The organism is Roseomonas sp. GC11 (assembly GCF_024437745.1).
In the GTDB taxonomy this organism is placed as follows: domain Bacteria; phylum Pseudomonadota; class Alphaproteobacteria; order Acetobacterales; family Acetobacteraceae; genus Pseudoroseomonas.
Map to the genome: position 1 here is coordinate 1 of NZ_JANFNY010000077.1, position 25704 is coordinate 25704.

Consider the following 25704-nt stretch of genomic DNA (forward strand, 5'->3'; position numbering starts at 1 on the left):
CGGCCGGCCCGCGCCCCGCGCCCGCGCCGCAGCCGGCGGAGCGCCGCACCATGGTGGTGGGCAAGGGCATCAGCCTCCAGGGCACGGTGACCGATGCCGAGCGCCTGGTGGTCGAGGGCACGGTGGAGAGCCAGATGCTCCACGCCGCCGAACTCCAGATCAGCCACAGCGGCGTCTTCAAGGGCGAGGTCGAGGTGGATGACGCCGAGATCGCCGGCACCTTCGACGGCACGCTGACGGCGCGCAACACGCTGATCATCCGCGGCACCGGCAAGGTGCTGGGCGTCGCCCGCTGCCGCCGCCTGCAGGTGGAGGAAGGCGGCCAGCTCTCCGGCAAGATGGAGATGCTGAGCGACAACCCTGCCCCCGCCACCTCCTACAACCCGCAGCAGGCGCTGGCCCCCGCCGGCGAGCTCTGAGCCAGGACGCGGCCACGCCCATGCGCGGTGCCGTGCCTGCCCTTCTCCTGCTGCTGCTCGGCGCCTGCGCCGCGCCGCAGCCGGAGCTCGACAAGCAGGCGGTGCTGCAGGACGTGCTGGACAGCTACCGCGCCAGCCTCGCCGGGATGCAGCCGACCAGCGCCCCCGTCCTGCCCCGCCTCTCCGGCGCGCCGCAGAGCGCCAGCCAGCTGCTCGGCCAGCCGCCCGAGGCGGTGCGCCGCTGGCTGGGCGAGCCGCGCCTGCGCCGCCAGGAAGGCAATGCCCAGGTCTGGCTCTACCAGGGGCCCTTCTGCCACCTCGACGTGGTGATGGACCGCGAGGACCGGGCCGGCAGCCCGCTGCGCGTCAGCTACGCCGCCGCCCGCGCCGCCGGGACGGAACGCCGCACCGAGGCGGCCTGCCTCGCGGAACTGGCACGAAGCCCGGCACCCTGAGGAAAGAATTCTGAAGCGAAGAGGTTCTTTTTTAAAAAAAAGAACCAAAAAACTTTTTCAGTCAGCGCCCCGCCTCAGGCCTGAAGCGGGACGCCAGACTGAAAAAAGTCTTTTTGCTTCTTTTTCTTTAGAAAAAGAAGATTCTTCATTTAACGCTTCGACAGATCTACCACACCCGCGAAGCCCGTCTCCGTGCCGAAGGCGAGCTGCGTGCCGCTGGCATTCCAGGCCAGGGCGGAAATGGCGCCCCGGCCCGGCGCGGCGATGGGCACGATCTTGCCGCTGCCGATCTCGGCCATCAGCACGAGGCCATCCTGGAAGCCGGCGGCCACCACCTCATGCTGCGGGTGGCAGGCAACCTGGGTGCAGAGCACGCCATCCCCCCCGGCCAGTTCGATCGGCGGCTTGCCCATCGGCCCGCCGGCGAAGAAGGGCCACAGCACCACGCAATCCGCCCCCGCCGTGGCGAGCCAGCGCCCCTTGCCACCGCTGAAGGAAAAACTCTTGATCTTGCCGGGGTAGCCGGACATCCGCATGTCCTGCTGATCCGTCAGGCGCCAGCCATGCAGGGCATTTTCCTGCATCGTCGTCACCACATGGGTGCCATCCGGGCTGAAGGCGACCATCTGGTGGCTGCCCTTCCAGGGCAGCACCCGCGGCTTGTCGTCCTTGCTGTTGACGAACCACAGGCTGGCGCCGTTGTAATGCCCGGCGGCGATGCGCTTGCCCTTGGCGTCGAAGGCCACGCCCCCCACCGTCGAGGGGTGGGAGAGCGCCTTGAGCTTCGCCCCCGCCTTGTCGAGCAGATGCACCACCTTGCCCACCGCCGCGGCGCGCAGGCCGGAGGGATGGGTGGCCAGGTGCTCCACCCACTTCATCATGCCGAAATCGGCGAGGGTGCGGAGCTCGCCCCCGGCGGTGACGTGGTTCAGCTTGCCGTCATCGCCACCGGAGAGAAAACCGCCCGCGATATCGGCCACCAGCGAGAGGCAGGCACCGTCATGCGCGGCGACGCTCCGCCATTCCGCGCCCGGCCCGGCCCCCGGCCCGCCCCCCGGCTCGGTGCTGGCGAGGCGCAGCGTGCCATCGCCCAGGGCGAAGGCCGGGCCGGCGGCATCGGCGGCGAAGGCCACCGACACCACCCAGGCGCCCAACTCCCGCGAAGCGCCGCGCGTCTGCAGCAGGAAATCGGCATCCGAGACGGTGCCGCTCATCGTCTCGCTCATTCCGCCACGCAGCCTTCGAAGCCACGGCGCAGCTGCGGCCGGTTCAGGTTGCGGCCGATGAAGACGATCTTCGACTTGCGCGGCTCGCCCTCCTTCCAGGCGCCAACGAAATCGCCATCGGCGATCATGTGCACCGCCTGGAAGGCGAAGCGCCGCTCCTCGCCCTGGTAGGCCAGGATGCCCTTGGTGCGCAGCAGGTCCTGCCCCTTGCTCTGCAGCAGGTTGCCGATCCAGGTATTGAACTTCTCCGGGTCGATCGGCTTGGACACCTCGAAGGACATGCTCATCACGTCCTCGTTGTGCTCATGCTCGTCCGACGTCAGGAAGTCCGGCTCGCGCTCCAGGATGCGCTCCAGGCTGAAGGCCTCGCGCCCGATCACGCTCTCCACCGGCACGGCGGATTTGGTGGCGCGCTGTAGCTCGGCATAGGGGTTGATGGCGCGGATGCGGCGCTCGACCTCGGCGGCCTCCGCCTCGCTCACCAGATCCATCTTGTTGAGCACGATGAGGTCGGCGAAGGCGATCTGCTCCTCCGCCTCGGAACTGTCCTCCAGCCGGGCGAGCAGGTTCTTGGCATCCACCACGGTGACGATGGCGTCGAGCCGGGTGGCGCGCTTCACATCCTCGTCCATGAAGAAGGTCTGGGCGACGGGGGCGGGGTTGGCGAGGCCGGTGGTCTCTACGATGATGCCGTCGAAACGGTCGCGCCGCCGCATCAGCCCGCCCAGGATGCGGACGAGGTCGCCGCGCACGGTGCAGCAGATGCAGCCGTTGTTCATCTCGAAGACTTCCTCGTCCGCATCGATGACGAGGTCGTTGTCCACGCCGAGCTCACCGAACTCGTTGATCACCACGGCGAATTTCTTGCCGTGGTTCTCGGTGAGGATGCGGTTCAGCAGCGTGGTCTTGCCGGCGCCGAGATAGCCGGTCAGCACGGTGACGGGGATGGTGGCGGTGTCGCTCATGGAGGTCTCTCCTGCCGGGGGGCGGCGTTCAGGGTGTTATATGATACGCTTCCCCACGAAGGTCACGGGGTCCCTGCGCAGAGCACCGCAAGCCTGTGCTGGACGCGGGGCGCACGCCTGTCCTAGCCTGCCCTCCCGCGTGACTGGCGAGAGAGATGGAGCACCATCGGGGAGCGCGGGGCCATGCCGCTTGCCGCTCGCCTGGGCAATCCACCCTGATCGTCAGGAGAGATTGCCATGTCCGCGACCACAGCCCTGATCGCCATCCTGGGGGCGCTCCTGCTGGGGGCGATCAGCCCCGGCCCGAGCTTCGTCCTGGTCAGCCGCACCGCCGTCACGCAGTCCCGCGCGCGCGGGCTGGCGGCGGCGCTGGGCATGGGGGTGGGGGGCGCCCTCTTCGCCACCCTCGCCCTGCTCGGCCTCGTCGCCCTGCTGATGCGGGTGGAGGCGCTCGCCCTCCTGGTCCGCGTGGCGGGCGGGCTTTATCTCCTCTGGCTCGGCTGGCGCATCTGGCGCGGCGCGGATGCCCCGCTGGCGCAGGAGGGGCCAGTGGTGGCCGGTGCGGCGACTGGTGCGGCGGCTGGTGTGGCGGCGCGCGGCGGGCTGGGCCGCGCCTTCCTGCTGGCCCTGGTGACGCAGCTGAGCAACCCGAAGACGGCGCTGGTCTATGCCGGCATCTTCGCCGCGCTGCTGCCGGAGGCGATGCCCGCCTGGCTGCCCGTCGTGCTGCCGCCGCTGGTGCTGCTGGTGGAGGCCGGGTGGTATGGGCTGGTGGCCCTGGCCTTTTCCGCCGCCGCCCCGCGGGCCGCCTATCTGCGCGGCAAGGGCTGGCTGGACCGGCTGGCCGGCGCGGTGATGGCGGCGCTCGGCCTGCGCCTGCTGCTCTCCCGCTGAGAAGCCGTCTCCTAGGAGGACGGGCGCGTTTGAGAGGGGCGAAGCCCCTCTCAAACGCGCCCGACCAAAGGCCTGAGGCCTTTGGAAACCCCTCCGTTGGCGCCAGGGCTGGCCTTGCCCTGGCGCGCCGGAAAGTCTCAGGCGGCCTTCTTGATGGCGTCCGAGAGGGTGCCGAAGATGCGGTCGATATGGCTCTTCTCGGCGATGAGCGGCGGCGAGAGGGCGATGATGTCGCCGGTGGTGCGGATCAGCACCCCCTCGTCGAAGCACTGGCGGAAGACCTCGACGGCGCGGGCGGTCGGCTTGCCCGGGCGCGACGACAGCTCGATGCCGGTGACGAGGCCGATCGAGCGGATGTCGATCACGTTCGGCAGGTCGCGCAGCGAGTGCGCCGCCGCCTCGAAATAGGGCTCCATGGCGCGGGCGCGGCCCGGCAGGTCCTCGCTCTTGTGCAGGTCGAGCGTGGCGATGGCGGCGGCGGCGGCCAGCGGGTGGCCGGAATAGGTGTAGCCGTGGAACAGCTCGATCCCGTCCGGCGCGCCGTTCACCACCGTGTCGTAGATGAAGTTCTTCACCGCGACGCCGCCCATCGGCACGGCGGCGTTGGTCAGCCCCTTGGCCATGGTCATGATGTCGGGGACGACGCCCAGGCGCTCGGCGCCGAAATTGGTGCCGAGGCGGCCGAAGCCGGTGATGACCTCGTCGAAGATCAGCAGGATGCCGTGCTTGTCGCAGAGGTCGCGCAGGCGCTGGAGATAGCCCACGGGCGGCACCAGCACGCCGGTGGAGCCGGCCATCGGCTCGACCATGACGGCGGCGATGGTGTCGCCATGCAGGGCGACGAGGTTTTCCAGCGCATCCGCCAGCTCGGCGCCGTGCTGCGGCAGGCCCTTGGAGAAGGCGTTCTTCTCCGGCAGGTGGGTGTGGGGCAGGTGGTCCACATAGGGCAGCATGGCGCCGAACTGCTTGCGGTTGCCGCCGATGCCGCCCACCGACATGCCGCCGAAGCCGACGCCGTGATAGCCGCGCTCACGCCCCACCAGGCGGACGCGCTGGCTCTGCCCGCGCGCCTTCTGGTAGGCCAGGGCGATCTTCAGCGCCGTGTCCGCGCTCTCGCTGCCGGAATTGGTGAAGAAGATGCGGTCCATCCCCTCCGGCGTCATGGCGGCGACGCGCGCCGCGGCCTCGAAGGCGATGGGGTGGCCGAGCTGGAAGGTCGGCGCGAAATCCATCACCGCCGCCTGCTTCTGGATGGCCTCGGTGATCTCGCGCCGGCCATGGCCGGCATTGCAGCACCACAGCCCGGCGGTGCCGTCGATCACTTCCCGCCCATCGGCGGTGAAGTAGGACATGCCCTCGGCGCGGGCCAGCAGGCGCGGGTTGGACTTGAAATAGCGGTTGTCGGAATAGGGCATCCAGAACGCATCGAGGTCGTTCGGACGCGAGACGGAAATCTGGTTCATGGCCATCCTGCGCAGCCGGGGGCGAACGGCCGCGAAGGCTAGGCCCGTTGCGGCCGGAAGGCGAGGGCCTTCCCGCCTCCGCCATGACAGATGAAGGATTCCACCGCCCACGCCCGGCCGGGCGGCAGAATCTGCTTCTAAAGTCAGAGAATGTTCTTTTTTGGAAAAAAAGAACCAAAAAACCTTTTTCAGTTTGGCGTCCCGCCGTGCCGGGAGACGGCGGCAGCCTGAAAAAAGTCTTTTTCTTCAGAAAAAGAAGATCTTCAAGAAACCTTCTTCACCCCCGAATAGAGCGTCCGATAGGCCGGCCCGCCGAGGGCGAAGCCCTCCACCCCGCGCCGCACCACCGCCACCTCCTGCTGCTGGAGCAGGATGGGGAAGGGCGAGGTCTCGCGCAGCCTGTGCTGGATGGCCGCATAGGCGGCGAGGCGCTTCGCGGTGTCGGTCTCGCGCGCGGCGTCCTGCACGGCCTGGCTCAGCGCCGGGTCGTGGAAGTGGTTGCGCCAGGCGACGGTGCGCAGGCTGGCATTGTCCCCGTCATCCGGGTTGGCGGCGAAGGCCTGGGCGTTGGAATTGGGGTCATAGTAGTCCGAGCCCCAGTAGAGCAGCGCGGCCTCATGCTGGCGGGCGCGGGTCTTGGTGATGATCTGCCGCTGCTCGCCGGACTGGAGCCTCAGGCGGATGCCGATGGCGGCGAGGTCCGCCTGGAGCGCCTGGGCGACATCGGCATAGGGCTGGGCGGCGGGGTGGTCGAGGGTGATCTCGAAGCCATCGGCCAGCCCGGCCTCGGCCAGCAGGGCGCGGGCGCGCGGCAGGTCGCGGCGGAAGGGCGTGTCGGTGAGCGCGCCGGGGATGCCGGCCGGCAGCGCGTCCTGGTGCACCCGCCAGATGCCGCGCACCAGGTTGCGCTCGATGGCGCCGTAGTCCACCGCCCATTTGATCGCCTGCGCCACCTGCGGCTTCGCCAGCGCGGGATGGGCGCGGTTCAGGGCGATATACATGACGAAGGCGCGTTCCTGCCGCAGCACGCGCAGTTCCGGGTCGGCCTCGGCCTGGGCGATCTGCTCCGGGCCGAGGTTGCGGGCGATGTCGATATCCCCCTGGCGCAGCTGGAGGAACTGCGTCGTCGGGTCCGGCACATGGCGGAGGATGACGCGGCTGATGGCGGGCGGGCGCGGGTGGCGCGGATTGGCCTCCAGCACCACGCTTTCCGAGGCGCGCCAGGCGCGCAGCACATAGGGGCCGGAGCCGGCGCTGTTGCCGCGCAGCCAGCCATTGCCCTGGTCCTCGCCCTGGGCGCGGGCCAGCACGGCGGCCTTTTCCACGATGCTCGCGGCATTGGCGGCGAGGCAGTAGAGCACGAAGCTGGTGGCCCAGCGGCTGGGCAGGCGCAGCACGACGCCGCGCGGCCCCTCGGTGGTGATGGCCTCCGCCACATTGGCCGGGGTCAGGCCGAACTGGCCGATGATGAAGGCCGGCGCCTTGGCCAGCCGCACCGCGCGCTGGAGGGAGAAGGCGACATCCTCCGCCGTGACCGGCGCGCCGGAGGCGAAGCTGCGCCCCTCGCGCAGGGTGAAGCGGAATTCGCGGCCATCCTCGGAGACGGTCCAGCTTTCGGCGAGGTCGCCGGTGACGCGGCTGCGGTCCGCCGGGTCCACCACCACGAGGCGGTCATAGAGATTGCCGACGATCTCGCCGCCGGAAGCCTCGAAGGCCTCGTGCGGGTCGAGGCTGGTGATGTCGTCGATCTGCCGGGCGATGGCGAGCAGGCCCGGCGGCACGGCGGCGCCGGCCGGGGCGCTGACCAGGGCGTTGGCGCCCGTGGCGAGCGGCAGGGCCGCGAGGGAAACGAGGAACGCTCTGCGTGAAGCCATGGTCCACCTCCGGAGGAGGAGGAGGATGCTGCGGCGCATCACACGATGCAATGGCGTGCGATTAAAATTCCACGATAAAAATAAAGGAAAGGGGGTGGGCGAGGGGGTGGGACCGCTCCCGGAAGCGTGAAGCGGTTCGCCCGGGCATGCCGATTCCTGCCCCATCCAGGAAGAGAATATTCACTTCCAAGCCCTAGAAAAGCTTCGATTTACTTTATCGCGAAAAGGATTTTGCGATGAATACGCCGGGGCTGCCACCAAAACGACCGGGTAGAAGGCAGGCCATGCCTGCCTCACCCCGACTTGTCTCGCTGGTGGAGCAGGCCACCCGGCATCATCAGGCTGGCCGGCTGGACGAGGCGGTGGCGGCCTACCGGCAGGCCGCGGGGCTGGACCCCTCGCATCCTGGCATCCAGAACAACCTCGGGGTGGCGCTGCGGCAGCAGGGCAGGCTGGAGGAGGCGGTTGCCTGCTATCAGCGTGTGATCGCCCTGTCGCCGCAGGATGCCGGGGCGCATGGCAATCTGGGCAATGCGCTGCGCCAGATGGGGCAGATGGACGCGGCCGAGGCCGCCTTCCGCCAGGCGCTGCGCCTGCATCCGGCCTCGCCCACCGCGCACAATGCCCTGGGCGATGCGCTGCGCGAGCAGGGGCGGGTGGAGGAGGCCATCCGCCACCATCGCCAGGCCCTCGCCCTGCAACCGCGCGATGGGGTGACCTACAACCTCCTCGGCCTCGCCCAGCAGCACCAGGGGCAGCTGGAGGAGGCCGTGGCCAGCTACCGGCAGGCGCTGGCCCTCTCGCCCGGGCTGGCCGGGGCGCATAGCAACCTTGGCACCGCGCTCCAGGTCATCGGCCAGCCGGAGGAGGCGGTGGAGAGCCTGCGCAAGGCCCTCGAACTCCAGCCCAACCACCCGGATTTCCTCAGCAATCTTGGCTCCGCCCAGACCGAATGCGGGCGGCTGGCGGAGGCCATGGCCTGCTTCCGGCAGGCCATCGCGCTGCGGCCGGACCATGCGGTGGCGCATCTGCATCTTGGCATGGCGCTGCTGGGGCGGGGGGACTTCCCCAAGGGCTGGACCGAATATGAATGGCGCTGGCGCTGCGCCCAGACGCCGCGCGACTTCCCCCAGCCGCGCTGGCGCGGCGAGCACGCCGCCGGCCGCCGCCTGCTGTTGCATGCCGAGCAGGGGCTGGGCGATACCCTCCAGTTCTGCCGCTATGCCGAACTGGCGGCGGAGCGTGGCCTGCGCGTGGTGATGGAGGTGCAGCCCTCCCTGCGCCGCCTGTTGCAGGGCCTGCCGGGCACCGAGGCCGTGCTGGCCCGCGGCGAGCCCCTGCCGGAATTCGACCTGCATTGCCCCCTGCTGAGCCTGCCCCTGGCCTTCGGCACCCTGCCGCACACCATCCCCCAGCGCGTGCCCTATCTGCGCGCCGAGGCGGCGGAGGTGCTGCTCTGGCGCCAGCGGCTGGAGGCGCGGGGCAAGAAGGGGCCGCGCATCGGCATCGCCTGGGCCGGCAGCCCGAAGCTGGCGCGGGACCGCCTGCGCTCGATCGACCCCGCCCTGCTGGTGCCCCTGCTGAACATGCCCGGGCTGCATTTCATCAACCTGCAAAAGGGCGGCACCCCCGCCCCCGCCGAGGCCCCGCTGACCGACCTGATGCCCGAGGTGCAGGATTTCGCCGAGACCGCCGCGCTGATGGCCTCGCTCGACCTCATCATCTCGGTGGATACGGCGGTGGCGCATCTCGCCGGGGCGCTGGGCAAGCCGGTCTGGATGCTGGACCGCTTCGCGCCGGACTGGCGCTGGCTGGAAGGCCGGGCGGACAGCCCCTGGTATCCTACCATGCGCATCTATCGCCAGCCGGCGCCGCGCCAGTGGGGGCCGGTGCTGGAGGCAGTGCAGCGCGATCTGCGGCGCTTTTATCAGTCTGATGTTAATTAATATTTTTTGTGAAGAATCTTCTTTTTCTGAAGAAAAAGAAGCAAAAAGACTCTTTCAGTTAGCGCCCCGCCTCAGGCCCGAGGCGGGACGCTAAACTAGAAAAAGTTTTTTGGTTTCTTTTTTTTCAAAAAAGAACGTAAAATTTATTCTCTTAAAATTTATTTTTCCAGGCAGGCTTCCGCCAGCATCCGGAACGCCGCCGCGCGGTGGCTGATGGCGTGCTTCACCGCCGGGTCCATCTCCGCGAAGGTTTCGGCATGCCCGGCGGGGACGAACATCGGGTCATAGCCGAAGCCCTTCTCCCCGCGCGGCGGCCAGACCCATTCGCCCATGGCCTTGCCCTCGAAGCCCTCCACATGCCCATCCGGCCAGGCGAGGACGAGGGCGCAGGTGAACCACGCCGTGCGGTCCGCCTGCGGGCGGGCCAGGGCTTCCACCCTGGCCATGGCCTGGGCGTAGTCGCGCCCGCCGCCCGGCTGCTCCGCCCAGTCGGCGGTATAGACGCCGGGGTCGCCGTTCAGCGACGCCACGGAGAAGCCGCTGTCATCAGCCAGCGCCACCAGCCCGGAGGCGCGCGCCGCCGCCAGGGCCTTGATCGTGGCATTGCCGAGGAAGCTGGTTTCCGTCTCCGCCGGCTCCGGCAGGCCGAGTTCCTTGGCGCTGACGATCGCGATGCCGTATTCCGCCAGCAGGGCGGCGTTCTCCCGCACCTTGCCGGCATTGTGGCTGGCCATGACGATGCGGCGCTCCGTCAGGCGCCGGTGCGGGAGGGCCGGCATCAGGCGGCCCCGATGGCGCGGCGCTGCGCGGCGAAGAGTTCCGCCGTGCCCTTGCGGGCCAGCGCCATCAGCCCGAGGAACTGCGCGTCGGAGAAGGGCTCGCCCTCGGCCGTGCCCTGGATCTCGACGATGCCGCCCCGCCCGGTCAGCACGAAATTGGCATCCGCCTGGGCGGCGCTGTCCTCGACATATTCGAGATCCAGGATCGGCTCGCCCTCCCACAGCCCGCAGGAGATGGCGGCCACCTGGTCGCGCAGCGGGTTGGCGGCGATCATCTTCTGCGTCACGCAGTATTCCAGCGCCTGATGCAGCGCGACCCAGGCGCCGGTGATGGCGGCGCAGCGCGTGCCGCCATCGGCGGTGATGACATCGCAGTCCAGCACGATGGAAATCTCGCCCATCGCCTTGCGGTCCACCACGGCGCGCAGGCTGCGGCCGATCAGCCGCTGGATTTCCTGCGTGCGGCCGGACTGCTTGCCGCGCGCGGCCTCGCGGTCGCCGCGGGTGTGGGTGGCGCGCGGCAGCATGCCGTATTCCGCCGTCACCCAGCCCTCGCCCTTGCCGCGCAGGAAGGGCGGCACCCGCCCCTCGACGCTGGCGGTGCACAGCACCTCGGTGATGCCCATGCGGATCAGGCAGGAGCCTTCCGCGTGGCGCGCGACGCCAGGTTGCAGGGACACGCTGCGCAGCGCGTCAGACGCACGACCGGAAGGACGCATAACCCACTTCTCCGCCAGAATTCCGCCCGCAGATGCCCCCCCCACCCCTCCCTGTCAATTTTTCTTCCTTTTCTTCCAGGCTGCCGCCGTCTCCTTCAGCAGCGGGACGCGAAACGGCGATGGCGGCCCCCCGGCGCAGTGTGGCGGCCCGCCTTCCCACGGGACGGCGGCAGCCTGAAAAATTAAAGGCCGATGAGGGTGAGCATTTCGGTGAAGAGGGCCTCGCGCCGGGTTGCGTCGCTGCCATCGCGCTCCCGCGTCTGCGCCAGGATGGCCTCGGGCGAGAGGCCCTTGGCGGCGAGGCGCTCGGCCGGGGTGAAGCCCAGCCAGGCGCCGACGCAGCCGGCATTGGCCTCGGGGTGGAACTGCACCCCCAGCGCGCGGCGGTGGCGGAAGGCCTGGATGGTGTCCTCGGAGCGGGCCAGCACCTCCGTCCCCTCCGGCACCGCCACATGGTCGCCGTGCCAGCGCACCCAGGGGCCGCGCCAGAGGGCGGAGGGGGCTTCCTGCGTTTCCATCCAGCCCTCGTGGAAGGTGCCGATGGGGGCGACGCTGCCGCCGATGGCGCTGGCGATCATCTGCGCGCCGAAGCAGATGCCCACCACCGGCCGCTCCGCCGCGATCCAGCGCGTGAGCAGGCGGCGCTGCGTGGCGATCCACGCATCCGCGTCATAGGCCGCCTTGGGCGAGCCGAGCGAGACGATGAGGTCCGCCTCCGGCAGCGGGCCTTCTGCCCAGTCCGCCGGCATTTCCGGCCCGGGCTGGAGGCGCAGCGTGGCGCCGCGCGCGGCCTCCAGCCAGGCACCGAAATGCCCCACCGGGGCCAGGGGAGAGTTTTCCAGAACGAGAACCTGCATCGCGCCACGTCCAGATATCGGGAATTGCCCTGTTTCCCACCGGGCGCGGGGGGAGGAAAGTGGGGGGCACCATGATCCTGCGCCCCCGTCCTGGCCCGCTGGGCCTGCTCTTCGTCCTGCGTGGCTCCATCGTGCCGCGCATCGCCGGGCGGCTGGCCGTCATCACCGGCCTCGCCACGCTGCTCACCCTGGCCGATCTGCGCTTCCCGCAGCTGTTTCCGCAGGTCACGGCGGTGCCCTTCACCTTCATGGGGCTGGCGCTGTCCATCTTCCTCGGCTTCCGCACCAACACCTGTTACGCGCGGTGGTGGGAGGCGCGCGGCCTCTGGGGCCGGCTGGTCATCGCCGCGCGGGACATGGCGCGGGAGGCCACCGCCCTCTTCCCGCAGGATGCCGCGCTGCGCCGGCGGCTGCTCTACCGCCTGGCCGGCTTCGCCCGCGGCCTCGCGGCGCAGCTGCGCGGGGAGGATGTGGCCGCCGCCCTGCGCCCCTGGCTGCCGCCGGAGGAGGCCGCGGCCCTGCCGGCGCTGCGCAACCCGCTCCAGGCCGTGCTGCGCGCCTGCGCCGCCGATCTCGCCGCCCGCCGCGCGGCGGGCCAGATCGGCGAGGTGCTCTATGCCCGGCTGGATGGCCATCTCGCCGCCCTGACCGAGGCGCAGACAGGATGCGAGCGCATCCGCAACACCCCGGCGCCCTTCGCCTACTGGCTGCTGCTGAACCGCACGGCATGGCTGTTCTGCCTGCTGCTGCCCTTCGGCTTCGTCGGCACGCTGGGGCTGGCGACGCCGGTGGTGGTGGCGATCCTGGCCTATACCTTCTTCGGCCTCGACGAACTGGCAGACGAACTGGAAGAACCCTTCGGCCGCGCCGCCAACGACCTGCCCCTCGATGCCCTGGCGCGCCTGGTGGAAATCGACCTGCGCGAGGCCCTGGGCGAAACCGACCTGCCCGCCCCCCTCCACCCCGACAAATTTCTCCTCCTTTAATTTTTTCAGGCCGCTTTTCTTTCAGGCTGCCGCCGTCCTGTGGGGAGGCGGGCCGCCACACTTCCGCGGGGCGCGGCCATCACCGTTTCGCGTCCCGCCGTTGAAGGAGACGGCGGCAGCCTGAAAAAAAATCAAAGGGCGAGGAGGGCGATGCGCACCAGGGCGCTCACCACCAGCACGATCAGGAGGATGCGGGAGAGGGTGCTCATCGAGGGCATGGCGGGGGATATGGTGTTGCCGGGCGTGTTCGCCTATCCGGTGGGGCATGGACGCCACTGATGCCCGCCTCGCCGCGCAGTACGAGGCCTATCCCTACCCCGAGCGCGACCCGCGCGATGAGGCGAAGCGCCTGATCGTCGGCAGCCCGAGCCATTTGCGGGAGGTGGACCACTGGATCTTCGGCGCCCGCCGCCCGGCCAGCCAGCCCTTCCGCGCCCTGATGGCCGGCGGTGGCAGCGGCGATGGCACGATGATGCTCGCCCAGCAGATGGCCTGGGCCGGGCGGCCCGGCGAGGTGGTGTGGCTGGACCGCTCCACCGCCGCGCGGGCGGTGGCGGAGGCGCGCGCGAAGCAGCGGGGCCTGGCCAATATCCGCTTCGTCTCCGGCTCGCTGCTCGATCTGCCGGAACTGGGGCTCGGCGCCTTCGACTACATCGACTGCTGCGGCGTGCTGCACCACCTGCCGGACCCGGCGGCGGGGCTGGCCGCCCTGGCCGGGGCGCTGGCGCCAGGGGGCGGCATCGGGCTGATGGTCTATGCCCCGCATGGCCGCACCGGGGTGTATATGCTCCAGGACGCGCTGCGCCTGCTGGCGCCGGACAGCGAGGCCCCCGCCGCCCGCGTCGAGGCCGCCCGCCGCCTGTGGAAGCACCTGCCGGACACCGCCTGGCTGCGCCGCAACCCCTGGATCACCGACCATCTGGAGGGCGGGGATGCCGGGCTCTATGACCTGCTGCTCAACCCGCGCGATGTTTCTTTCAGTGTGCCGCAGCTGGCCGCGCTGATCGCCGGGGCGGGGCTGCGGCTGCGCTGCTTCGTCGAGCCCTTCCGCTACGACCCGGACCGCTATCTGCCGGACCCGAAGCTGCGTGCCCGCACGGCGGGGCTGGACCCGCTGGGCCGTGCCGCCCTGGCCGAGGCGATGTGCGGCAATATGGGCATCCACATCGCCTATGTGACGCGCGAGGAGGCTCCCGCCCCCGCCTGGGACGACCCGGCCGCCATCCCCGTGCTGCGCGAGCTGGACGGGCCGGCGCTGGCCAAGGGCCTGCCGCGGGATGGCGTGCTGCGCGTCACCTTCGACGGGATCGGGCTGGGGGTGCCGCTGCCGCGCCTGGCCGCCGCCATCCTGGCGCGCATCGATGGCACGCGCAGCATCGGCGAGATCGGCGATGCGCTGGCGGCGAATGGCATCGCGCGGGAGGCCTTCGCGCGTGACTTCGCGGCGCTGCGCGCGGCGCTGGAGCCGCTGAACCGCCTGCTGCTGGCCGCCCCGCCCGCATGAACCTGTCGGGATGCGTGTGACGCGCGCGGCGATCGTCATCTTCGGCGCGGCGGTGCGGGCGGATGGCTCGCCGAGCCTGACGCTGCGCCGCCGGGTGATGGCCGCCGCCGCCTTTGGCGCCACGCTGGAGGCGCCGCCCCTCTACCTCCCCACCGGCGCGCAGGGCCGCCACGGCCCGCCCGAGGCCGAGGTGATGGCGCGCCTGCTCCAGGATCTGGGCGTCCCCGCCGCCGATATCCGCCAGGAGCGCACGGGGACGGACACGCTTTCCTCCGCCCGCGCCTGCGCTGCCCTGCTGCGGGGTCATGGTGGCCCGATCTACGCGGCCACCAGCGGCTACCACCTGCCGCGCTGTGTCATGCTGCTGCGCCTGCATGGCCTGCCGGCGCGGGCCGCGCCGCCGCCGGAGGCCGCGCACCGTTTCCTGGAGCGCTGGCGCTGGCGCCTGCGCGAGGCCTTCGCCCTGCCCTACGACGCCATCGCCGCCCTGTGGACCCGCCCCTGATGGCGGGGTCCCCCAAGGAAAGTTTGGGGGGACCCTGTCCCCCCGGCGGGGGTCAGGGGGCGGAGCCCCCTGGTCTTTTTGTGTTTTCCTTTTAAAATCGGTGCCGCATCAAGAGCCGTGGGGGGGCCAACCCCGCCCCGGCGCCAACCTGCCCTGACCGTGGCAAGGTGGCACCCTGGAGACGGGGGATGTGGCCGCACCGGCAATCCAACGGCGCCCACCTTGATGCCTGCGTGTTGAGGAAAAAGGGTGCCCCGGATGGACCAGCAATTCGCCAGTGACAATTATGCGGGCATCTGCCCCGAGGCGCTGCGCGCCATGGAGCAGGCCAATGGCGGCCATGCCCCGGCCTATGGCGATGATGCCTGGACGCAGCGCGCCGCCGATGCCTTCCGCACCCTGTTCGGCACGGCCTGCGAGGTGTTCTTCGTCTTCAACGGCACGGCGGCGAATTCGCTGGCGCTGGCCTCGCTCTGCCAGAGCTACCACAGCGTCATCTGCGCCGAGGCCGCGCATGTCGAGACGGATGAATGCGGCGCGCCGGAATTCTTCTCGAACGGGCTGAAGCTGCTGGTGGCGCCGGGCAGCGGCGGCAAGCTGACGCCGGAGGCCATCCGCCGCCTCGCCACGGCGCGGGGCGATATCCATTATCCCAAGCCGCGCGCCGTCACCATCACCCAGCCGACCGAGACGGGCGAGGTCTATACGCTGGCGGAAATCCGCGCCATCGCGGCGGAGTGCCGGGCGCTGGGGCTGCGGCTGCACATGGATGGCGCGCGCTTCGCCAATGCCTGCGCCAGCCTGGGCTGCTCGCCGGGGGAGATGACCTGGCAGGCCGGGGTGGATGTGCTCTGCTTCGGCGGCACCAAGAACGGCATGGCGGTGGGGGAGGCGGTGATCTTCTTCACCACGCCGCTGGCAGAGGATTTCGACTACCGCTGCAAGCAGGCGGGGCAGCTGGCTTCCAAGATGCGCTTCCTCGCCGCGCCCTGGGTGGGGATGCTGGAAAGCGGCGCCTGGCTGCGCAACGCCGCCCATGGCAACCGCTGCGCGCGGGACTTCGCGGCGGCGGCGGCGCGCCTGCCGGGGGTGGAGATCATGTTCCCGGTGCAGGCCAATGCCGTCTTCCTGAAGATGCCGGAGGAGAGGCTGGAAGCCCTGCGCGGCAAGGGGTGGCGATTCTATACCTTCATTGGCGGCGGGGCGCGCTTCATGTTCGCCTGGGATTCGCGGGAGGAGCGAATCGAGCATCTCCTCAGCGACATCGCGCAGGAGGGGCTCCGCCCCTCCTGACCTCCCCGGCAGGGGGACAGGGTCCCCCTGCACCCGCCATCAGGGGGTGGTCCTGTCAGGAAAGCATGGGTAGTCTGATTGTCTGACAAGAAGGGAGCGCGCCATGAGCGAGATCGCCAACGAAACGCCCTGGGAACCCAGCCAGCGTTACCCGGAACCACGCTTCCGCGCCTTCGCCCCCGGCTTCCTGCGCTTCCGCGTGATGAACAGCGCGGTGCAGAAACTGGCCGGCGGCTGCGCCTGGGCGGAAGGGCCGGTGTGGTTCGGCGATCAGCGCGCGCTCTACTGGTCCGACATCCCGAATGACCGCATCCTACGCTGGGACGAAGCCACGGCGCAGGTGGCGACCTTCCGCAAATCCTCCAACTTCGCCAATGGCAACACGCGGGACCGCCAGGGCCGCCTCGTCACCTGCGAGCACCTGACCCGCCGCGTCACCCGCACCGAATATGATGGCAGCATCACCGTCCTGGCCGACCGCTTCGAGGGCAAGCGGCTGAACTCGCCGAACGACGTGGTGGTGAAGTCCGATGGCTCCATCTGGTTCACCGACCCGCCCTTTGGCATCGCCGGCTGGGTCGAGGGGGAGAAGGCCGAGTCCGAACTGCCTCAGGCGGTCTACCGCGTCGATGGCCAGAGCGGCGCCATCACCAGGGTGACGGATGCCCTGGCCGGCCCGAATGGCCTGGCCTTCAGCCCGGACGAGACAATCCTCTACGTGGTGGAGAGCCGGGCGGAGCCGCGCCGCATCGTCGGCTTCGACGTGGCGGAGGATGGCCGCGTCTCCAACCAGCGCGTGGTGGTGCAGGGCGAGCCGGGCGATACGCCGGATGGCTTCCGCGTCGATACCGAGGGCAATCTCTGGTGCGGCTGGGGCATGGGCGATGCGGAGCGCGATGGCGTGCGCGTCTTCAATGCCGAGGGCAGGCCGCTGGGCCATATCGACCTGCCGGAGCGCTGCGCCAATCTCTGCTTCGGCGGCCGGCACCGCAACCGCCTGTTCATGGCCTCCTCGCGCTCGCTCTACGCCGTCTATGTCAACGCCCAGGGCGTCGCCGGCGGCTGATGGGTTTCCAAAGGCCTCAGGCCTTTGGTCGGGAGAGTTTGAGAGGGGCGAAGCCCCTCTCAGGACGCCCGGGCCATCTCACCACATGCTGGCCTTCGCCCGTTCCGGCCATTCCCGGTCATAGCTTTCCCCCCCCACCCGCCCCTGGCTCATGCGCGCGAGAATCTGCCCTGGCGTGGGCAGGGTGGCGGGGTCGACGAGGCTTTCCGGCTTCCACAGCCCGGCGCGGAGGATGGCGCGGGCGCACTGGAAATAGATTTCCCCGACCTGGACGACGATGACGCAGCGCGGCGCCTTGCCCTCGATGGCGAGGCTGTCGAGCAGGGCGGGGTCATCCTCCAGCACGGCGCGGCCATTGACGCGCACGGCATTGCCGCTGCCCGGCACCAGGAACATCAGCGCCACGCGCGGGTCGCGCACGATGTTGCGCAGGCTGTCGATGCGGTTGTTGCCGCGCCGGTCGGGCAGCAGCAGGGTGTGCGGGTCGCGGATGGTCACGGCCTGGCCGCGGTCGCCGCGCGGCGAGCAGTCCAGCCCTTCCGGCCCCACCGTCGCCAGGGCGAGGAAGGGCGAGGCCTGGATGAAGCGGGCATATTCGGGCGTCACATGGTCCGCCACCTTGGCGGTGGAGGCCTCCCCCACCTTGTCCAGGGCGCCGTAGATGGCTTCCAGTGCGGCGATGTCGCGGATGATGGCCATGTCCGGGTTTCCCTGGTTCTCTCGGCGGGGCGGCAATGAAAAAGGGGAGGCCGGAGCCTCCCCTTCGGGGTCGTTCAGAGGCGGGGGGCTTCCACCCCGCCGGGGGCGGCCAGCCCGTTGCGGCGGAGGCAGTCGCGATAGGCGCGCAGCTCGGCCACGCGGGTGTCGTATTCGATGCGGGTCTGGTTGGCGAAGCTGCCCGGATTGGCCTGCTGGCGCAGGGCGAGCACCGCCGGGTCGTTGCGGGATTCGGTGCGGCAGGCGGCATGGGCGGGGGTGGGGGGCGCGTCCTCGGCCGGGGCGGGGCGGCCGGCGCAGGCGGCCAGCGGCAGCAGGGCCAGGAGGAGGAGGGAGGATCGCATCATGCGGACTCCAGCCAGTCCTCGATCAGCCGGCGCGCGATGGAATCGGCGCGCGGCAGGCCGAAGCCGTGGCGCTCATGGTTGCGGATCTCGTCGCGGCTGAACCAGCGCGCGTCGCGCAGTTCCTCCGGGTCGATGGTGATGTCGTGGGAGAGCGCCTCGGCGTGGAAGCCCAGCATGATGGAGGCGGGGAAGGGCCAGGGCTGCGAGGAGTGGTAATGCACGGCGCCGACCTCGATGCCGGCCTCCTCCATCACCTCGCGGCGGACGGCTTCCTCCAGGCTCTCGCCCGGCTCCACGAAGCCGGCGAGGGTCGAATACATGGTGCTGTTGGGGAAGCGCGTGGAATGGCCGAGCAGGGCGCGCGCGCCATCGGTGACGAGCATGATCACCGCCGGGTCGGTGCGCGGGAAGTGCTGGGCGCCGCAGGCGGCGCAGGCCATGGCGTTGCCGGCGCTGCGCGGCTCGCAGGGGCCGCCGCAGACGCCGCAGAAGCGGTGGCGGGTGCGCCAGTGCATCAGGCCGCGGGCATGGGCGAGGATGCTGGCCTCGCCGGCGGGCAGCAGCCCGGCCACCGCGCGCAGGTCGGCGAAGCCGCCGAAGCCCTCGGGCAGCAGGGGCAGCGGGTCCTCGGTGGCGGAGCAGTCCACGGCGAAGACCGGGCGCCCGTCCCACAGGCCGAGGAAGGCCCATGGCCCACCCGCCATGCGGACGGCCTCGGCCGCCCCGGGGGTCAGCAGCAGGGCCTCGGGCCGGCCTTCCTCGACGCCCCGCATCAGGCTGCGGCTGCGCCAGACGGGAACGAAGAGCGCCTCGGGCGCGGCCAGCGCGGCGGCGATGAATTCCGCATCCTCCCGCCGGCCGGAGGCGCGGTCGAGGGGGCTGCCGGTATAGGCGTTGGGTCGGGAAGCCGGGATGGACAGCATGCGGGGCGGACCCTGCCACGCTGACGCGCGGGCGGCAACTCGGCGCATGCCGGGCGAAACTTCCGGTGGAAAAAGAAAAGTCGTTTTTTTGCGCGGCGGGGCGGGGGCTTTGGCCCCCCTGGCGGAGGGGGCTGGCGCGCGGTGGGGAAGGGGCCACATCCTGGGGCCATGCCAGGATTCCACGCGGCACAGGGAGAAGGGCCAGATGACCACCGACCGCCACCGCATCCAGCGCGATGGCCTCTCCGCCACCATCCAGGCCCGCGGCGGAGAGGTGGTGAGCCTGCGCGACGCGCAGGGGCGGGAATGGCTCTGGCAGGCCGGGCCGGAATGGCGGCGGCATACGCCCTGGCTCTTTCCCATCGTCGGGCGGCTGGCGGGGGACAGGCTGCGCCACCAGGGGCGGGATTACCGCATGACCCAGCACGGCTTCGCCCGCGACCGCCGCTTCACCTGGGTCAGCCAGGAGCCGGACCGCTGCCGCCTGCGCCTCTCCGACGACGCGGAAAGCCGCGCCCTCTACCCCTTCGCCTTCACCCTGGACCTCGATTTCGCCCTGGCCGGCGGGCGGCTGGTGGCGCGGGCCACCGTCTCCAACCCCGGGCGGGCGGTGCTGCCTTTCGCCTTCGGGGCGCATCCGGCCTTCGCCTGGCCGCTGCCCGGGGCAGGGGCAGGTGACGCGGCGAAGGAGACGCACCGCCTGGTCTTCGCCCAGCCCGAGCCGGGGCCGGTGCTGCGGCTGGAGGGCGGGCTGGTCGCCTTTGAGGACAGCCTGCCGCTGCGGGGGCGGGAACTGCCGCTCTCGCCGGCGCTCTTCGCGCGGGACGCGGCCATCCTGCCCGGGGTCGCCAGCCGTGCCCTGCGCTACGTCGCCGAGGGCGGGGTGGCGCTGGACATGGCCTGGGAGGGCTACCGCGACCTCGGCCTGTGGTCGAAGCCGGAGGGGGCGGATTTCCTCTGCATCGAACCCTGGTGCGGCTTTTCCAGCCCGGTGGGCTGGGATGGGGAATTCCTGGAGAAGCCGGGGATCACCCTGCTGAAGCCAGGGGAAAAGCGGGATTTCACCTGGAGCGTGATGCCGCAGGGCTGACAGGTTTGAGGGGGCTTTGCCCCCTCAAACTCCCCCCCCCTTCTTCCCTTGGGCAGGGGACAGGGTCCCCTGCACCCGCCTTCTGTCGGGTTTCCAAAGGCCTCAGGCCTTTGGTCGGGAGAGTCTGAGAGGGGCGAAGCCCCTCTCAGGACAGCGGGCCGTCAAAGCCCGGCGAGAACGGCCTCCGCCACGCGGTCGAGCTGCGCCGCGTCCAGATAGGGGTGCATCGGCAGCGACAGGATGCGCTGGCTCACCGACTCGGACACCGCCAGCGGCGGCGACTGGCGCAACCCCTCGGCATGGGCCTGGGCATAGGCCGGCTGCCGGTGCAGCGGCTTCGGGTAGTAGATGGCCGAGGGCACGCCGCGCGCCTGCATCGCCGCCTGCACCCGCGCCCGCGTCTCCGCGTCCGGCAGCAGGATGGAGTAGAGGCCCCAGGCGCTTTCCGCCCCCGCCATCTCGCCCGGCACGGTGACATGGCCGGAGAGCCGCGCGGCATAATGGCGCGCGACGCGGGTGCGGTCCTTCAGCTCCTGCTCCAGCAGCGGCAGCTTGCACAGCAGGATGGCGGCCTGGAGGGTGTCCAGCCGGCCATTCATGCCGGTGCGCTCCACCTCGTAGCGCGTCTTGCCCTCGCCATGGGTGCGCAGGCTGCGATACAGCTCGGCCCGCGCCGGGTCGTTGGTCAGGATGGCGCCGCCATCGCCATAGCAGCCGAGGGTCTTGGTGGGGTAGAAGCTGAGCGCCGTGGCATCGGCCCAGTTGCCCAGCCGCTGGCCATGCAGCGCCGCGCCGAAGGCCTGCGCCGCGTCATCGAGGGCGAACATCCCCTCCCGCGCGCAGATGTCTTGCAGGGCCGGCCAGTCGGCGGGGCGGCCGAAGAGGTCCACGCCCACCACGGCGCGCGGGCGCAGCCGGCCTTCCGCCTTCACCAGCGCGATGCGCCGCTCCAGATCGGCCAGGTCGATGTTGAAGCCATCCTCCGCCACATCGACGAAGACGGGCGTGGCGCCCAGCACCAGCGGCACCTCGGCGGTGGCGGTGTAGGTGAAGGCGGGCAGGAACACGGCATCGCCGCGCCCGATCCCCTCCGCCATCATGGCGATCTGCAGCGCATCCGTGCCGGAGGAGACGCCGACGGCATGGGCGCAGCCGGCGAATTCCGCCAGCTTTTCTTCCAGCTCGCGCACATCGGGGCCGTTGATGAAGGCGCCGCTGTCGAGGATGGCGGCGATGCGGCGGTCGATCTCCGGGCGGATCAGCGCCTGCTGCGCCTTCATGTCGAACAGGCCGATGGGGCGTGTGGTGGTGTCGGCGGTCATGGTCGGCTCGGTCGCTCCGTGCGTCGCGGGGCCGGAGGGGGTGCCTCAGGCCTGGATGACGGGGTGATAGGCCATCCCACCGCCCGGAGGAAAATCACCGCGCGTTTCAGCGGGCAATGTGCCCGGCGTGAAGAGGCCCGCGCCCAGCCCGCCGCAGGGCATCGCCCCCGCCGCCATGCCGCCCGGCTGGCCGGTGGGCAGGTGCAGCGGCGCCGCCGTGTCCACCGCCGCGTCGCGGTAGACACCGCGGGTATCGACGATCAGCCGCGCATGGGCGCGCAGCAGGGCGAAATCCATTCCCGGCTGTGGCGTCACCAGCAGCACGGCATCCTGGCCGGCGATGAATTCCGGCGTCAGCGCGCGGCTCTCCAGCGGCGGCGCGGCGCCGTGCAGCCGCCGCGTCGCCGGGAAGCGCGGCACCAGCGGGTCGTGGTAGCTCAGCTCCGCCCCGCGCTCGGCCAGCAGGCGGAAGATCTCGATGGCCGGGCTTTCCCGCGTGTCCGGCACGCCGCTCTTGTAGGCGAGGCCGAGCAGCAGGATGCGCGCCCCGCGCAGCGAGCGCCCGCGCGCATCCAGCGCATCGCGCAGCCGGCCGACGACATAGCCCGGCATGGCATCGTTCACCCGCCCGGCCAGCTCGACGAAATCACTTGGCACGCCCAGCTCGCGCGCCTTCCAGGCGAGGTAATAGGGGTCCACCGGGATGCAGTGGCCGCCGAGACCCGGCCCGGGGCGGAAGGGCATGAAGCCGAAGGGCTTGGTGGCGGCGGCGTCGATCACCTCCTGCACATCGAGGCCGAGCGCGTGGCTGATGCGCTTCAGCTCGTTCACCAGGCCGATATTCACGGCGCGGAAGACATTCTCGTAGAGCTTGGCCAGCTCCGCCGCGCGCAGCGAGGTGACGGGCACCAGCCGCCCCGCCACCGGGCCGTAGAGCGCCATGCCCACCTCCAGGCATTCCGCCGTGGCGCCGGCCAGCAGCTTCGGCACGCGGTGGACGGTGCCCTCCGGGTTGCCGGGGTCCTCGCGCTCCGGGCTGTAGAGGACGAAGGCATCCCGCCCCGCCGCCAGCCCCTGCGCGGCCAGCGCCGGCAGCAGGAATTCCTCGGTCGTGCCGGGATAGGTCGTGCTCTCCAGGGAGAGGATGTGGCCGCGCCGCAGATAGGGGGTGAGGGCGGCCACGCTGTCGCGCACCGGGCCGAGATCCGGCTCCTTGTGCGGCCCGACGGGGGTGGGCACGCAGATGACCAGCGCGTCGCAATGGGCGGCGGCGGCCATGTCGGCATGGGCGGCGATGCCGGCGGCGGAGACGCGCTCATGCGCGATGCCGTGCACCGGGCTGCGCCCGGCATTGATGGCGGTGGTCTTGGCGGGGTCGATGTCGAAGCCGGTGACGGTGAAGCCCTGTTCGGCGAAGCGCAGCGCCAGGGGCAGGCCGGCATAGCCGAGGCCGACCACCCCGATCCGCGCCTGCCGGCCGTGCAGCCGGGCCAGGAGCTGCCCCCGCATCAGCCGGTCGGCCTCGGCGGCGGGGTGGGGGCGGGGGGCGCCTGGCCCCTCCGCCTGCCGCAAGCGCGCGCGCTTGCGCGGGAGGGGCGGCGCGCCCCCCGGTGCGTGATGCGTCACGTCTTCCCCTCCGGGTTATGGTCGAATTCCGGCACCAGCCGGCCGAGCTGGGCGAGGGCGGCCTTGACCTGCCCGTTGCGCGCCGCGGCGGCGATCTCGTCGATGGCCTGCCCCACCTGCCCCGCATCCGTGGTGCGCGGGGTGGCCACCAGCAGCCCGGCGAACTGCGTCGGCCGCGGCGGCTCCTGCCCGTGGAACAGTTCCTCAAACAGCTTCTCGCCTGGGCGCAGGCCGGTGAAGCGGATCTCCACATCCTCATCCGGCCGCAGCCCGGCGAGGCGCACCATCCGCCGCGCCATGTCCACGATCTTCACCGGCTTGCCCATGTCGAGCACGAAAATGCCGCCATCGGCCAGTTCCGGCGGCTGGTCCTGGCGGTCCTCGGCGCCGATGACGCTGGCCTGGAGCACCAGCCCCACCGCCTCGCGCACCGTCATGAAGTAGCGGCGCATATCCGGGTGGGTGACGGTGAGCGGCCCGCCGCGCTCCAGCTGCCGGCGGAACAGCGGCACCACCGAGCCGGTGGAGCCCAGCACATTGCCGAAGCGCACGGTGACGCAGCGCATGCCGCCCAACCCCTGCCGCGCCTGCTTATCCAGCGCCTGGCAATACATCTCCGCCAGCCGCTTCGAGGCGCCCATGACGCTGGTCGGGTTCACCGCCTTGTCGGTACTGATGAACACCATGGCGCGGCAGCCGACGGCGCGCGCCGCATCGGCGATGACGCGGGTGCCGAGGGCATTGGTCTGCAGCCCCTCCAGCGGGTCGCGCTCCACCATCGGCACGTGCTTCAGCGCGGCGGCGTGGAAGACCAGCTCGGGCTGCACCTCCTCCATCAGCCGGGCGATGCGCGCCGCGTCGCGCACATCGGCCAGCACGGCGCGGCGGGGGATTCCGGGGTGGCTCTCGGCCAGTTCCAGGTCGATGCCGTAGAGGGCGAATTCACCGTGGTCGAGCAGCGTCAGCTGCGCCGGGCCGAGGGCCGCCACCTGCCGCGCCAGCTCGCCGCCGATGGTGCCGCCCGCGCCGGTGACGAGCACGCGCCGCCCCTGCACCAGCCGCGCCATGCCCTCGCGGTCCAGCGGCACCTGCGGGCGGTCCAGCAACTCCTCGATGGCGACGGGGCGCAGGTCGAAGCGGCGGGTGCGCTCCCCGGCGCGCGGCGCGGGGTCGAGCGCCGTCAGCCGCGGCGCGCGCTTGACCATCACGCCATGGCGGTCCGCCACGTCGAGCATTTCCTCCAGCTCCGGCCCCTGGAGGTCCGGGTCGGCGAGCACCAGGGCGGCGGGCAGGCGGCGCTCGGCGCGCAGGCGGTCCAGCACCTCGGAGGCTTCCTCGAAGCCGCCCAGGATGGGGTAGCCATGGATGCGCCGCCCGGCCGCGCGCGGCCGGCGGGCCAGGATGCCCACCACCCGGTAGCCCGGCGCGCGCTGTTGCAGCAGGGCACGGATGAAGAGGTCCGCCGCGTCGCCGGTGCCGACCAGCAGCACGGGCTGGGCCGGCTCGTCGCTGCTGGCGCCGACGCGGTGGGCCTGCTTCAGCCGCCCGATGACGCGCGGGGTGAGCAGCGCGGCGGAGAGGGTGCCGGCATGGATCAGCGGGAAGGCCATGTTGCCCGGCTGCCATTCCGAGAGCAGATGCAGCCCGAGATCGAACAGCGCGGCGCCGCCGATGCCGGCCCCGAGCACGCCCACCAGGTCGCGCAGCGCGGCGAAGCGCCAGTATTGCTGCGGCAGGCGCACCGGCAGCCCGGCGGCCAGCAGCGCGGCGACGGCGCCGGGCACGGCGCCCAGCCACCATGTCGCCGGCGGGGGCCATCCGGCCGGGTCGGCCATCCAGACAGCGAGCGGCAGGGCCAGGGCGGCGAGGGCCGAGTCCAGGCTGGTGTTCAACAGGATGCGGGTGAGGGCCATGACCGCCGCGTATAGGCCCCCCCCGAAGGCGGGTGAAGCGCGCAGGCCGCGCAGCCCCGGCGCGGCTGCGCCATGAAGCCCCGGCGCGGCTGCGCCATGCGGCCCCCGTGCGGGCGTGCGTGGCGGCATGCGGGGCGGGTGCGTGGCGGTGTCGGGCCCCGCGCCGGCCAGGCCGGCGGCCACGCGCGGCCCGGCAGCCCGGGCGAGATCCGCCAGCGGACTCCCCAGGGAACTCCCCAGGGAACTTCCCGGGGAACCCCCGATGGAAAACCCCGCGGAGGAAAACCCCAGCGCGGCGAGGTCCACCGGCGAGTCCTCCTCCCCCGGCCCGCCCCATGCGGCGCGCGCCTCGGCGAAGCCGCCGGGCGGCAGGATGGGGCGCCCGGCCAGGGCCATGGCGGCGGCCAGGGCGGCCATGTCCGCTGCGTCCAGCAGGGGCGGCATGCCACCGGAGGACAGCCCGCCGGCAGAGGAGCCGCTGGAAGAAAGACCGCTGGAAGAAATGCCGCCGGAAGAAATGCCCAGGGGGGAACTGCCCAGCGGGGAAAGGCCCGGTACCGCCCCAGCGCCGGACGGCTCCCCCCCAGGCAGTTCTCCCGTGGGCAGTTCTCCCGTGGGCAGTTCTCCCGTGGGCAGTTCTCCCTTGGACAATGTTTCCGGCGGCGTGTTGCGGTTGGCCGGGGTTGGGGCCGGCACCGGGCCACCCGCCACCGCCTCCGGCGCGGCGGCGGGTGGCGTGACGCGGCCCCCGGCGCCGGCGGGGCTGGCGGGCTGGCCCGGCGTCATGGCAGCGGCGCCAGCCGGCGGTAGAGCGC

23 protein-coding genes and 2 riboswitches are annotated in these 25704 nt (G+C 71.2%); of the genes, 10 read left to right on the plus strand and 13 right to left on the minus strand.

What is annotated here, in order from left to right; all coding sequences use genetic code 11:
* Positions 1-419, plus strand: a 419-nt coding sequence (locus NON00_RS19600; RefSeq protein ID WP_256024396.1) for a polymer-forming cytoskeletal protein, incomplete at its 5' end; no start/stop codon positions are given.
* 32 nt (positions 420-451) lie between these two features.
* Positions 452-874: a hypothetical protein gene (locus NON00_RS19605; protein WP_256024397.1), complete on the plus strand. Its 423-nt coding sequence runs from the start codon at positions 452-454 to the stop codon at positions 872-874.
* A gap of 149 nt (positions 875-1023) precedes the next feature.
* Here the strand turns inward: NON00_RS19605 and NON00_RS19610 are convergent, their stop codons facing one another.
* Positions 1024-2100 (minus strand): WD40 repeat domain-containing protein, encoded by a 1077-nt coding sequence (locus NON00_RS19610; protein ID WP_256024398.1) that lies wholly within the window; start codon positions 2098-2100, stop codon positions 1024-1026.
* Positions 2097-3065 (minus strand): GTP-binding protein, encoded by a 969-nt coding sequence (locus NON00_RS19615; RefSeq protein ID WP_256024399.1) that lies wholly within the window; start codon positions 3063-3065, stop codon positions 2097-2099. Before NON00_RS19615 ends, NON00_RS19610 begins: the two co-directional genes overlap by 4 nt.
* A gap of 129 nt (positions 3066-3194) precedes the next feature.
* Positions 3195-3279: riboswitch (ZMP/ZTP riboswitch) on the plus strand.
* A gap of 23 nt (positions 3280-3302) precedes the next feature.
* Between NON00_RS19615 and NON00_RS19620 the strand changes: the two genes are divergently transcribed.
* The gene (locus NON00_RS19620) at positions 3303-3959 is read left to right on the plus strand and encodes a LysE family translocator (protein ID WP_256024400.1); all 657 of its coding nucleotides are present in this window, start codon (positions 3303-3305) and stop codon (positions 3957-3959) included.
* A gap of 137 nt (positions 3960-4096) precedes the next feature.
* Here the strand turns inward: NON00_RS19620 and NON00_RS19625 are convergent, their stop codons facing one another.
* Both NON00_RS19625 and NON00_RS19630 read right to left on the minus strand, forming a co-directional pair.
* A complete protein-coding gene (locus tag NON00_RS19625; RefSeq protein WP_256024401.1) occupies positions 4097-5422 on the minus strand; it encodes an aspartate aminotransferase family protein in 1326 nt (441 codons plus the stop codon).
* A gap of 263 nt (positions 5423-5685) precedes the next feature.
* Complete coding sequence (locus NON00_RS19630; protein WP_256024402.1) at positions 5686-7296, minus strand: ABC transporter substrate-binding protein; 1611 nt, start codon at positions 7294-7296, stop codon at positions 5686-5688.
* A gap of 284 nt (positions 7297-7580) precedes the next feature.
* Between NON00_RS19630 and NON00_RS24825 the strand changes: the two genes are divergently transcribed.
* Positions 7581-9242 carry a tetratricopeptide repeat protein gene (locus tag NON00_RS24825; RefSeq protein WP_305123470.1) on the plus strand — a complete coding sequence of 554 codons (1662 nt, stop codon included), beginning with the start codon at positions 7581-7583 and terminating at the stop codon, positions 9240-9242.
* Between the two features lie 158 nt (positions 9243-9400).
* On the opposite strand, the gene NON00_RS19645 is transcribed toward NON00_RS24825, so the two are convergent.
* From NON00_RS19645 to NON00_RS19655, 3 genes are all read right to left on the minus strand, one after another.
* Positions 9401-10021: a non-canonical purine NTP pyrophosphatase gene (locus NON00_RS19645; protein WP_256024403.1), complete on the minus strand. Its 621-nt coding sequence runs from the start codon at positions 10019-10021 to the stop codon at positions 9401-9403.
* A complete protein-coding gene (rph, locus tag NON00_RS19650) occupies positions 10021-10740 on the minus strand; it encodes a ribonuclease PH (protein WP_256024404.1) in 720 nt (239 codons plus the stop codon). Before rph ends, NON00_RS19645 begins: the two co-directional genes overlap by 1 nt.
* A gap of 182 nt (positions 10741-10922) precedes the next feature.
* A complete protein-coding gene (locus NON00_RS19655) occupies positions 10923-11597 on the minus strand; it encodes a type 1 glutamine amidotransferase (RefSeq protein WP_256024405.1) in 675 nt (224 codons plus the stop codon).
* A gap of 71 nt (positions 11598-11668) precedes the next feature.
* Between NON00_RS19655 and NON00_RS19660 the strand changes: the two genes are divergently transcribed.
* The 5 genes from NON00_RS19660 to NON00_RS19680 all read left to right on the plus strand — a co-directional run bounded on the left by NON00_RS19660 (position 11669) and on the right by NON00_RS19680 (position 16951).
* Positions 11669-12583, plus strand: coding sequence for a bestrophin family protein (locus NON00_RS19660; protein ID WP_256024406.1), 915 nt, complete (start codon positions 11669-11671; stop codon positions 12581-12583).
* 265 nt (positions 12584-12848) lie between these two features.
* The gene (locus tag NON00_RS19665) at positions 12849-14087 is read left to right on the plus strand and encodes a class I SAM-dependent methyltransferase (protein ID WP_256024407.1); all 1239 of its coding nucleotides are present in this window, start codon (positions 12849-12851) and stop codon (positions 14085-14087) included.
* A gap of 10 nt (positions 14088-14097) precedes the next feature.
* The gene (locus tag NON00_RS19670; RefSeq protein ID WP_256024408.1) at positions 14098-14592 is read left to right on the plus strand and encodes a YdcF family protein; all 495 of its coding nucleotides are present in this window, start codon (positions 14098-14100) and stop codon (positions 14590-14592) included.
* Between the two features lie 100 nt (positions 14593-14692).
* Positions 14693-14812: riboswitch (SAM-I-IV-variant riboswitch) on the plus strand.
* Between the two features lie 38 nt (positions 14813-14850).
* Positions 14851-15885, plus strand: coding sequence for a low specificity L-threonine aldolase (locus NON00_RS19675; RefSeq protein WP_256024409.1), 1035 nt, complete (start codon positions 14851-14853; stop codon positions 15883-15885).
* 103 nt (positions 15886-15988) lie between these two features.
* Positions 15989-16951 (plus strand): SMP-30/gluconolactonase/LRE family protein, encoded by a 963-nt coding sequence (locus NON00_RS19680; RefSeq protein ID WP_256024410.1) that lies wholly within the window; start codon positions 15989-15991, stop codon positions 16949-16951.
* Positions 16952-17029: 78 nt separating this feature from the next.
* On the opposite strand, the gene NON00_RS19685 is transcribed toward NON00_RS19680, so the two are convergent.
* From NON00_RS19685 to nudC, 3 genes are all read right to left on the minus strand, one after another.
* On the minus strand, positions 17030-17650 hold the full coding sequence (locus NON00_RS19685) for a pyridoxamine 5'-phosphate oxidase family protein (protein WP_256024411.1): 621 nt from the start codon (positions 17648-17650) through the stop codon (positions 17030-17032).
* Between the two features lie 74 nt (positions 17651-17724).
* Positions 17725-18015, minus strand: coding sequence for a phosphoribosylamine--glycine ligase (locus tag NON00_RS19690; RefSeq protein WP_256024412.1), 291 nt, complete (start codon positions 18013-18015; stop codon positions 17725-17727).
* The gene (gene nudC, locus NON00_RS19695) at positions 18012-18938 is read right to left on the minus strand and encodes an NAD(+) diphosphatase (protein ID WP_256024413.1); all 927 of its coding nucleotides are present in this window, start codon (positions 18936-18938) and stop codon (positions 18012-18014) included. The genes NON00_RS19690 and nudC overlap by 4 nt, the downstream gene beginning before the upstream one ends.
* A gap of 205 nt (positions 18939-19143) precedes the next feature.
* On the opposite strand from nudC, the gene NON00_RS19700 reads away from it, so the two are divergent.
* Positions 19144-20028: an aldose 1-epimerase family protein gene (locus tag NON00_RS19700; protein ID WP_256024414.1), complete on the plus strand. Its 885-nt coding sequence runs from the start codon at positions 19144-19146 to the stop codon at positions 20026-20028.
* 161 nt (positions 20029-20189) lie between these two features.
* Here NON00_RS19700 and NON00_RS19705 read toward each other — a convergent pair whose 3' ends face one another.
* From NON00_RS19705 to NON00_RS19715, 3 genes are read right to left on the minus strand one after another with little or no spacing between them, the layout of a single operon-like run.
* Positions 20190-21350 (minus strand): DegT/DnrJ/EryC1/StrS aminotransferase family protein, encoded by a 1161-nt coding sequence (locus NON00_RS19705; protein WP_256024415.1) that lies wholly within the window; start codon positions 21348-21350, stop codon positions 20190-20192.
* A gap of 45 nt (positions 21351-21395) precedes the next feature.
* Positions 21396-22976, minus strand: a complete 1581-nt coding sequence (locus tag NON00_RS19710) for a nucleotide sugar dehydrogenase (protein WP_256024416.1) — start codon at positions 22974-22976, stop codon at positions 21396-21398.
* Entirely contained in the window at positions 22973-24889 is a 1917-nt protein-coding gene (locus tag NON00_RS19715) for a nucleoside-diphosphate sugar epimerase/dehydratase (RefSeq protein WP_256024417.1), read from the minus strand. Before NON00_RS19715 ends, NON00_RS19710 begins: the two co-directional genes overlap by 4 nt.
* Positions 24890-25704: the final 815 nt, after the last annotated feature.